Annotated in this window: 8 protein-coding genes; 4 read left to right on the top strand and 4 right to left on the bottom strand. The window is 64.1% G+C overall.

From position 1 onward, the window contains the following. The first annotated feature begins 98 nt into the window (after positions 1 to 98). Genes ispG through EH240_RS07735 form a run of 3 tightly spaced genes read left to right on the top strand, consistent with a single transcriptional unit; the run spans position 99 to position 3,008 of the window. Positions 99 to 1,349 (top strand): flavodoxin-dependent (E)-4-hydroxy-3-methylbut-2-enyl-diphosphate synthase, encoded by a 1,251-nt coding sequence (gene ispG / locus EH240_RS07745; RefSeq protein ID WP_124996830.1) that lies wholly within the window; start codon positions 99 to 101, stop codon positions 1,347 to 1,349. Between the two features lie 4 nt (positions 1,350 to 1,353). Beyond that, positions 1,354 to 2,208, top strand: a complete 855-nt coding sequence (locus EH240_RS07740) for a lytic transglycosylase domain-containing protein (RefSeq protein ID WP_124996828.1) — start codon at positions 1,354 to 1,356, stop codon at positions 2,206 to 2,208. 59 nt (positions 2,209 to 2,267) lie between these two features. Beyond that, the gene (locus tag EH240_RS07735; protein ID WP_124996826.1) at positions 2,268 to 3,008 is read left to right on the top strand and encodes a class I SAM-dependent methyltransferase; all 741 of its coding nucleotides are present in this window, start codon (positions 2,268 to 2,270) and stop codon (positions 3,006 to 3,008) included. Positions 3,009 to 3,035: 27 nt separating this feature from the next. Here EH240_RS07735 and EH240_RS07730 read toward each other — a convergent pair whose 3' ends face one another. From EH240_RS07730 to EH240_RS07715, 4 genes are all read right to left on the bottom strand, one after another. After that, positions 3,036 to 5,369 carry a response regulator gene (locus EH240_RS07730; protein WP_124996824.1) on the bottom strand — a complete coding sequence of 778 codons (2,334 nt, stop codon included), beginning with the start codon at positions 5,367 to 5,369 and terminating at the stop codon, positions 3,036 to 3,038. Positions 5,370 to 5,563: 194 nt separating this feature from the next. Continuing rightward, the gene (locus tag EH240_RS07725; protein ID WP_124996822.1) at positions 5,564 to 6,379 is read right to left on the bottom strand and encodes an oxidoreductase; all 816 of its coding nucleotides are present in this window, start codon (positions 6,377 to 6,379) and stop codon (positions 5,564 to 5,566) included. A gap of 92 nt (positions 6,380 to 6,471) precedes the next feature. Beyond that, complete coding sequence (gene fabF, locus EH240_RS07720; RefSeq protein ID WP_124996820.1) at positions 6,472 to 7,743, bottom strand: beta-ketoacyl-ACP synthase II; 1,272 nt, start codon at positions 7,741 to 7,743, stop codon at positions 6,472 to 6,474. A 153-nt stretch (positions 7,744 to 7,896) separates the two neighbouring features. Beyond that, positions 7,897 to 8,502: a TetR/AcrR family transcriptional regulator gene (locus EH240_RS07715; protein WP_124996818.1), complete on the bottom strand. Its 606-nt coding sequence runs from the start codon at positions 8,500 to 8,502 to the stop codon at positions 7,897 to 7,899. 270 nt (positions 8,503 to 8,772) lie between these two features. On the opposite strand from EH240_RS07715, the gene EH240_RS07710 reads away from it, so the two are divergent. After that, the gene (locus tag EH240_RS07710) at positions 8,773 to 9,135 is read left to right on the top strand and encodes a hypothetical protein (protein ID WP_124996816.1); all 363 of its coding nucleotides are present in this window, start codon (positions 8,773 to 8,775) and stop codon (positions 9,133 to 9,135) included. Positions 9,136 to 9,183 lie beyond the last annotated feature (48 nt).

The raw sequence follows: 9,183 nt of genomic DNA, 5'->3' as shown, positions 1-9,183 counted from the left end.
GGTCGCCCGCCCATCGCCATTGACAAGCCTTCCTTGCTCCTCCACCTCATGCCCGGACCCTTGAGCATCTTTCTGCTCCAAGCTAAAGGCGGCCGGCCATGACCGGATATTTTTCTTCTCCTTTCCCGCGCCGCGCATCGGTCGGCGTCGATGTCGGCGGCGTGATGGTCGGCGGCGGTGCGCCGGTCGTCGTGCAGTCGATGACCAATACCGACACCGCCGATGTCGACCAGACCGTCGCCCAGGTCGCGGCGCTGCATCGTGCCGGCTCGGAGATCGTGCGCATCACCGTCGACCGCGACGAGAGCGCCGCAGCGGTGCCGCGCATTCGGGAGAGACTGTTGAGGCTCGGCGTCAACGTGCCGCTGGTCGGCGATTTCCATTATATCGGGCACAAGCTGCTGGCCGATCATCCGGCCTGCGCCGAGGCGCTGGCGAAATACCGCATCAATCCCGGTAATGTCGGCTTCAAGGACAAGAAGGACCGCCAGTTCGCGGCGATCGTCGAGATGGCGATCAGATACGACAAGCCGGTGCGCATAGGCGTCAACTGGGGCTCGCTCGACCAGGAGCTCCTGACCCGGCTGATGGACGACAACCAGGCCCAGGGCTCGCCGCGCACCGCGCAGGAAGTCATGCGCGAGGCGATCGTGCAGTCGGCGATCCTTTCGGCCGAGATGGCCGAAGAGATCGGGCTCGGCCGCGACAGGATCATCCTGTCGGCCAAGGTCAGCGGCGTGCAGGACCTGATCGCCGTCTATACCGAGCTTGCGACGCGTTCCAACCACGCGTTGCATCTCGGCCTGACCGAAGCCGGCATGGGCACCAAGGGCATCGTCGCTTCTTCGGCTGCGATGGGCATCCTGTTGCAGCAGGGCATCGGCGACACGATCCGCATCTCGCTGACGCCGGAGCCGAACGGCGACCGCACCCGCGAGGTGCAGGTGTCGCAGGAATTGCTGCAGACGATGGGTTTCCGGCAGTTCGTGCCGATCGTCGCGGCCTGCCCCGGCTGCGGCCGCACGACGTCCACCGTGTTCCAGGAGCTGGCCCAGAGCATTCAGGCCGACATCCGCAAGAACATGCCGGTGTGGCGCGAGAGATATCCCGGCGTCGAGAATCTCAAGGTTGCGGTGATGGGCTGCATCGTCAACGGCCCAGGCGAATCCAAGCATGCCGATATCGGCATATCTTTGCCGGGCACCGGCGAGACGCCGACGGCGCCGGTTTTCATCGACGGCAAGAAGGCGGCGACGCTGCGCGGTCCCTCGATCGCGCAGGATTTCGAAAAAATGGTCGCCGACTATATCGAGCAGCGGTACGGACACGGCAAAGCTGCCGCGGAATGAGCCGATGCGTCGTTTGCTGAGAGCGACGCTTATCCTGCTTTGTGGGTTGGGCTGGGCCGGTAAAGCGCTGGCCGACCCGCCGCAATCGGCCGCCAAACGGCTGATCGGCCGCGTCTGCGATCTGATCGAGACCCAGGCGGACAAGAACGCCCTCCCCAAGGATTTCTTCGCCCGGCTGATCTGGAAGGAGAGCCGCTTCGACCCCAATGCGGTCAGCCCGGTCGGCGCCGAAGGCATCGCGCAGTTCATGCCGGGCACCGCCAAGCTGCGCGGGCTCGCCGATCCCTTCGACATCGAGCAGGCCATCCCGGCTTCAGCGAAATATCTTGCCGAGATGAAGGTGGGCTACGGCAATCTCGGCTTGGCTGCGGCCGCCTACAATGCCGGCGAGAACCGCGTGTCGCGCTGGCTCAGCTCAGGTGGTTTCCTGCCGATGGAGACCGAGAGCTATGTCTTCGACGTCATGGGCGAGCCGGTCGACAAGTTCTCGGACACTGCTTATGCCGGCGCCATCCAGCCGCTCGATCCGAAGACGAGCTTTGCGATCGCCTGCCGCAGGCTGCCGGTGATCATGTCGCAGACCGTCGCCATGGCCTCGATCAACGTCAAACCATGGGGCGTGCAGGTGGCCGGCAATTTCCGCCGCTCCGCCGCAATCGGTCAGTGGCTGCGCGTGCGTGGCCGGTTCCCGGCGCTGCTGGCCAGCCGTGATCCGGTGGTCAGCCGCGTGCGCACGCCGATCGGCCGACGCGGCATCTACGCAGTCAGGATCGGCGCCGACTCGCGCGCCGAGGCGAACGGCATCTGCGGCAAGCTGCATAGCGTCGGCGGCGCGTGTGTGGTGATGCGCAATAGGTAGCGGCCAAATCGCAAGCCCGCAGTCGCATCCAGCAGAAATTTCGGTTATAGGCGCCCGCCATGACCGACAGACTCTACAGCGATCCCGAGTTCGTCCAGTTCTACGACGTCGAGAACCAGGAAGGCCGCGCCGATTTCAGATACTGCGTCAGTCTTGCCAGAAATGGCGGCTCGGTCCTCGATCTCGGCTGTGGCACTGGTCAACTGGCTGCGGAACTGTCCGAAGGGTGCAGTGTCACCGGCGTTGAACCTGCATCGGCTATGCTCGACGTCGCGCGGCATAGGACCGGCGGTGACAGGGTCGAGTGGGTCGAGGCCGACGCGCGAACGGTTCGGCTCGGACGACGCTTCGATCTGTTGCTGCTGACCGGGCATTCGTTTCAAGTCTTTCTGACAGAAGAAGACCAGAGCGCCGTGCTGCGCACCATCGCCAGTCATCTTGCTCCCGATGGACGTTTCATTTTCGACACTCGCAATCCCGCCATGGAGATGTGGCGGGAATGGACGCCGCAGCGCTCAGAACGGGTGGTGGCGCATCCTAGCCTCGGCGCCGTCAAGGCTTGGTATGATGCCAAACATGTTGCCGCCACCGGCGTTGTTACCTATTCGACCTTCTATGAAATTCCAGGTGGCAGACCGGTTCTGGGCGCCGAATCCAAGATCGCTTTCCCCAGGAAAGAAGGTCTTGCCAGGATGGTGGATGACGCTGGACTGCGGGTTGAGCAGTGGCTCGGCGACTGGCAGGGCGCGCCTTATGTCGCGACCTCGCCGGAAATCATTCCGATCGGCCGGCTGCGCTGATCCGCCAAACCAGCAGCCAGGATTGCCCTACGCCGTCTTCGCCGCCACCGTCTCGCTGAGCCAGGTGCCGATCTTGGCGCCGAGGCGGTCGGGGGAAACCGGCTTCGGCAGGTAGTCGTCCATGCCGGCCTCGATGCATTTCTCGCGGTCGCCCTTGAGCGCGTGGGCGGTGACGCCGATGATCGGCGTATGGCTGCCGTTCTGCTCTTCGATCGCGCGGATGGCGCGGGTCGCCTCATAGCCGTTCAGCTCCGGCATGGAGACGTCCATCAGCACCAGCCGCGGCTGCAGCGAGCGGTACATCTCGACCGCGGTGCGGCCATTGCCGGCGATGCGGTAGCTGAGGCCGAGGCCGTTGAGGATCTGGCCGAAGACCAGCTGGTTCACGTCATTGTCCTCGGCGATCAGGATATCGATCGGGCCGCTCGGCGCTGCAGTCGATTCCGGCGCGGCGGGGACCGGAACGGCCGGGCCGCGGATGACGGTGAAGGCTGGCGGGGCTGGCTGGGCCACCACCGGCTCGCGCACGAAATGCGCCTTGGCGCCTTGCGTGCGCGCCTTCTGGATGGCGGAGATCACAGTGCCGAGCAGCACCGCCGAACGCGCCGGCTTGGTCAGATGCGCGACGATGCCGAAGTCGATCACCATCTTGCCGAAATCGACCTGGTCGACCGAGGTCAAGAGCACGACCGGAATGGAGGAGAGGCGGCCGTCGGCGGCGATCGCCTTGGCGACATCGGCGCCGTTCATGCCGGGCATCTGGTAGTCGAGGATGATGCAGTCGACCGAGGCGCCGAGCTGGTAGGCGCGGTCGAGGAAGGCGAGGCCGACGGCGCCGCTTTCGGCCGCGGCGCAGTCGAAGCTCCAGCTTCTGAGCTGCTCCAGCAGGATCTCGCGGTTGACCGGGTTGTCGTCGATGACCAGCACGCGGGCGCCGGTGACGTCGACCGGCACGATCTCGTTGCGCCCATCCTGGCTGTGCGCCCGCAGCGGCACGGCGAACCAGAAGACCGAGCCGCGGCCGATCTCGCTTTCGACGCCGATCTTGCCGCCCATAAGGTCGACGAGGCGGGCGGAGATGGCGAGGCCGAGCCCGGTGCCTTCGTGACGACGGGTGGACGAGCCGTCGACCTGGGCGAACTTCTCGAACACGCTTTGCAGCTTTTCGGCCGGAATGCCGATTCCGGTGTCCTCGACGCGGACCTTGAGCTGGACTACGCCGTCGACGACATCGCCGCCGACATCGATCAGCACATGCCCCTTCTCGGTGAACTTCACCGCATTGCCGAGCAGGTTGGTGACGATCTGGCGGAAGCGCCCGGCGTCGCCGACGACGAAGGCCGGCAGGCGCGGATCGACGCGCACGATGAGCTCGAGGTTCTTTTCGGCGACGCGGGCCGACACCAGCGTCGCCACGTCCTCGACCGCTTCGGCCAGGCGGAAGGGGGCAGGGTCGAGCGTCAGCTGACCGGCATTGATCTTGGAGAAATCGAGGATGTCGTTGATGATGGTGAGCAACGCGTTGCCGGATTTGACGATGACGTCGGTGAAGGTCTTCTGGCGCGGCGTCAGCTCGGTCTTGGCGAGAAGCTCGGCCATGCCGAGCACGCCGTTCATCGGCGTGCGGATCTCATGGCTCATATTGGCGAGGAATTCGGACTTGGCGCGGTCGGCGGCCTCGGCCTTGAACAGCGACGCGGCGGTTTCGGCGAAGGCGCGGCGGATCGCATTCTCCATCGGCCGGAAGATCCACATCGCGGCAATGGCGAGCACGGCGATCAGCAGGCCGCTCGCCCATAGCAGCAGCCTGTCGCTGGAGGCGTCGGCGAGATGCCGCTCGGCGTCGAGCGCGGTGCGCGCGCGCACCAGCATCGGCTGGGCGAAAAGATCGTTCTGGTTGCGGATCTCGCGGTAGCTCCATTCGTCGACCTTCTGGGCCACCGACATCACGTTGAAGTTGCGCACCATGTCGCGCGCCGACCAGAACAGGTCGGCGTTCACCGAAGCGGACTCCAGCGCGTTGAGGGTGTTCTTCGACAGTCGCGGCCTGATCGCCGCGAGCTGCGCGTTGAGCACCTCGATCTCGCCCATCAGACGTTCGGAATGGCCGCGCGCTGCGGCGGTCAGCGCATCGCGGGTCTCGGCCCGCCAGGCCGTTCCGGTCGTCTCGGCGAAATTGGTGGCGTTGCGAAGGTCACGCGAGAAGATGACGAAATTGCCGCTCAAGGCATCGACCTCGTGGCGGTATGAATTCACGCGGTTGAGCGCGAACATCACGGCGGCCGAGGCCAGCGCGAAGACAAGCAATCCCGAAATGTAGCGGACCCGGATCGACCGGATGAAGGAGGAATATTCCGGCATGCGCAACCCCAACCCATACGCACAATCTTAACGGCCGGGATTACGCTTGATTTACATTAAGATTTCGTTGGTGGTGGCATCGGGCGCCTGAGAGATGCGCGCGTTCTTCGCGCGCTGCCAAAAGCGCAACCGCCTGAAAACGTGCCTGCACTACCGCCGATTCGACCGAAACAGGATGTTTGTTGATGCCGGCGTCAGACCGGCAGCCCGAGCTGCTTTCGCAGGCTCTTGTCGAATGCGGAGGCGGGGACGAAACGGCGCAGGAAACTGACCTGGCGCGCCATTTTTCCCGCCGCATAGCGCCTCTTCGGAGCGGGATCGATCGCAGCGGCCAAAACGGTCTTGGCTACAACCTCGGGAGCATCGCCTTTTTCCATCGCCTTCCGCACGGCTATGGTCATGCCAGCGCGCGCGGAGTCATAGATATCAAGCGACTGGTCGCCGGCGGCGAGATTCTCCTCGAACGACGTACGGGTATAGGCGGGCTCCACCAACGAAACGCGAATGCCGAAGGTGCGCAATTCGTGATCGAGCGATTCGGAATAACCCTCGACGGCATGTTTGGTCGACGCGTAAAGCGCGAAATAGGGAGCGGGGATGAACCCTTGCACTGAGCTCAAATTGACGATCCTGCCCTTCCCTTGGCGTCGCATTGCCGGCAACACCGCGTTGGTCACGCGGAAAACGCCGAAGACGTTCACGTCGAACAGCGCCTGGGCCTGGGCGATCGAGGACTCCTCCGCGCCGCCAAACAGACCCATGCCGGCATTGTTGACAAGCAGGTCGATGCGTCCGGCCTTAGCCAGAACGTCATCGACCATTTTCGCAACGGACGCGTCGTCGGTCACGTCGCAGGTCAACATGGTAATGCCGTCTGAGCTTTCGGCGGCTCCGCGGCGGCTGGTTCCGAATACGCGAAAGCCCGCGCTCTGCAAGGCTTTGGCCGTCGCGCGCCCGATGCCGGAAGATGCCCCGGTAACCAGGGCTACGCCAGGATTGGTCTTGTTCATGGAAATCATTTCCTTCTTTGCGTTGGATCGGCGTGGAGAAGCATGAAAGGTCGGAGCGAAGGTACCTAAGCGCCTCTGGCCCTCGCGTCGGTTCACCGGGTGGTCCATCGTCTGAACAAGGCGCTGGCATTCACGCCGCCAAAGCCGAAACCATTGGAGATCGCGTAGTCCATCTCCATTGGCCGGGGCTCGTTTGCGACGAAGTCGATTCCGTCACCTGCCGGATCAGGCGCGCTCAGATTGAGGGTGGGCGGTGCCACCTGGTCCCTGAGCGCCAGGATTGTGAAGATGGCTCCAAGCCCGCCGGCGGCTCCGAGCAGGTGTCCGGTCGCCGATTTCGTTCCGCTGACGGCTATCGAAAAATCCGTGCCGAAGAGCCTCTTGATCGCTTCGATTTCTCCCAGGTCGCCAACCGGCGTAGAGGTCGCGTGCGCGTTGAGATGGCGAACCTCACGTGGTGAAATGCCGGCTTGGGCAATTGCGATCTCCATGGCACGGCGCGCACCATCGCCGTCCTCGGGACCGGAAGTGACGTGATGAGCATCCGCCGTGGTGCCATAGCCGACGAGTTCGGCGAGCGGTTTCGCGCCGCGCGCAAGCGCATGGCTCAATTCTTCGATGACCAGCACGCCGGCTCCTTCGCCCATGACGAAACCGTCCCGCGACATGTCGAAAGGACGCGAGGCTTGGTCAGGGCGGTGATTGAACGAGGTTGAGAGCGAGCGTGCCGCTGCAAAGCCACCCAGACTGACGGTGTTCATGCACGCTTCAGTGCCGCCGCACACGGCGATGTCGGCTTCATTCGCGCGGATAAGACGAGCCGCATCGCCGATCGCCTGGATGCCGGCCGCGCACGCTGTCACCGGCGCGCCGAGCGGACCTTTGAGGCCATGGCGGATCGAGATGTGGCCCGCCGCGAGGTTCACCAGGAAGGACGGCACCGTGAAAGGCGACAGCCGGCGTACGCCGCGCAGGTCGACCGTCCGTACTGCCTCGGTTATGGCTGGGAACCCGCCGATACCCGACGCGATGATCGTGGCCGTGCGCAGGCGATCCGCTTCCGAGACGGGCGCCCATCCTGCCTGGGCGAGCGCCTCTTTTGCCGCTGCCAGCGCAAAGAGAATGAATCGGTCTACCTTGCGCTGATCCTTCGGCGGCAGGACGGCGTCCGGATCGAAGCCGGCGGCCGGATCTTCTTCCAGCGAGGGAACCGCCCCGCCGACCTTCGCCGGCAGATCTTCGACCACATCGTCCGCAAGTCTGCGGATGCCCGAGCGACCGGCCAGCAGACGCGACCAGGACGTTTCGACGTCGGCGGCAAGGGGCGTGACCGCGCCCATGCCTGTAACAACAACCCGTCGCATTTACTCTCCAATCAAAACTGCTTGTGCCGCGAGGGTCTGCCCCACGCGATGGGATGGTCCTGGACGGCATGGGTTCCGCCTTGCCCAGTTCGCGCTGAGAGGGCGGGCCCTACGGCTGCTTACGCACGATCAGGCAAGTCACAGAAACCTGCGTCATTGGCGCGGCCCCGGTTGCACATCCACGGCAGACGACGTCCTCAGCACGCTCTTTGCGGCCGCTTGCAGGAACTGCTTTGACAGCCGCTCGTCGTTCACTGTCCGTGAGAGGACGACCGCACCGACCATGGTCGAGAGAATGGCCATGGCCTTATCGCTGGGCTCTTCGGCGCCGGTAGCGCCAACCCAACCACCGAGCAGCTCGAGGTATTCCCTGATCCCGGCCTCGAATGACGCTTTCACGTCGCTGCCCTGCCTGGCGGCATCCGAGCCGAGCGCCACAACTGGGCAGCCGTCCCTTCTTTCTCCGCGATGATCCATGCTGAGGTAGAACGCGGTCACCGCGCCAAGCGGATCGTCGGGATTCTCGGCGATCGCGGCCGACCATCGGTGTGTGGCGCTCTCCATCGCCCGCCGGGACGCCTGCGCCGCCAGGTCCTCCTTTGATGCGAACTGTTTGTAGAAAGCGCCTTGGGTCAGCCCGGCGCCCTTCATCAGGTCCTTAAGGCCGATGCCGTCAAAGCCGTGCTCCCGGAAAAGGCGGCTTGCCACGTCGATCACGGTTTCCCGGTTCTTCTCAGCCTGAATGCGGCTCACGCGCATCGTCGATCTCCATTTAGATTGCGTACAAAATCTATAACTCAATATAGAGGGCGAATGCAATCTATCAAGAAAATGTACGAGATGATCCTGGGCAACGCTCCTTCCACACTGTTTCCGGCGACTCCGGCGGTTTGCCCGAATAGACGGCTCGCCACGCTGATAGGTGCGGCGGTTTGACGCGGGCTGGATGCATCTCAGCATTCTTTTTAGATTGCGTTCGAAATCTATCTGGTATAGAGTTCGAGCACAATCTAAAAAAGGAGATACGAGATGATCCGCAGAACCCTAGGTGCATCGCTTTTAGCCGCACTGTTTGTCGCGACGCCGGCGCTTGCCGAAGAAGTCACCATCGGACGCCCGATCGAAGGCGGCAGCCTGCACGAGGGCCGCCTCGACATGGTGGCCTACTACGTCCCGGTCGACGGCAGCCTCCTGGAGGTCACCGCCACCTTCGCGCCGAAGGCTGGGGGCGATCCGCTCCGCGTCGTGATGGGCCTCGCCAACGGGGACTCCGTGGCGTTTTCAATGCCGGGCCACCAGGGCTCGCCCTACGCGTTCTCGAGATCCGGCGGGAAGGTGACGGTGTCGTCCGGGAACGACGTGCCCACGCGAGAGCCGATGACCATGAACTGACCGGCCGTGCAGGCGGCAGCAGGACCACGGCACAGGGCACGAACGCAA

The sequence above is a fragment of the Mesorhizobium tamadayense genome, assembly GCF_003863365.1.
GTDB classification, from domain to species: domain Bacteria; phylum Pseudomonadota; class Alphaproteobacteria; order Rhizobiales; family Rhizobiaceae; genus Mesorhizobium; species Mesorhizobium tamadayense.
Note: the sequence above shows the minus strand (reverse complement) of the source record. Positions and strands in the feature narration are given on the sequence as shown.

Excerpts from the sequence above, each read along its gene's own strand:
- ispG (WP_124996830.1), top strand. The coding sequence starts at position 99 with ATGACCGGATATTTTTCTTCTCCTTTCCCGCGCCGCGCATCGGTCGGC.
- EH240_RS07740 (WP_124996828.1), top strand. The coding sequence starts at position 1,354 with ATGCGTCGTTTGCTGAGAGCGACGCTTATCCTGCTTTGTGGGTTGGGC.
- EH240_RS07735 (WP_124996826.1), top strand. The coding sequence starts at position 2,268 with ATGACCGACAGACTCTACAGCGATCCCGAGTTCGTCCAGTTCTACGAC.
- EH240_RS07730 (WP_124996824.1), bottom strand. The coding sequence starts at position 5,369 with ATGCCGGAATATTCCTCCTTCATCCGGTCGATCCGGGTCCGCTACATT.
- EH240_RS07725 (WP_124996822.1), bottom strand. The coding sequence starts at position 6,379 with ATGAACAAGACCAATCCTGGCGTAGCCCTGGTTACCGGGGCATCTTCC.
- fabF (WP_124996820.1), bottom strand. The coding sequence starts at position 7,743 with ATGCGACGGGTTGTTGTTACAGGCATGGGCGCGGTCACGCCCCTTGCC.
- EH240_RS07715 (WP_124996818.1), bottom strand. The coding sequence starts at position 8,502 with ATGCGCGTGAGCCGCATTCAGGCTGAGAAGAACCGGGAAACCGTGATC.
- EH240_RS07710 (WP_124996816.1), top strand. The coding sequence starts at position 8,773 with ATGATCCGCAGAACCCTAGGTGCATCGCTTTTAGCCGCACTGTTTGTC.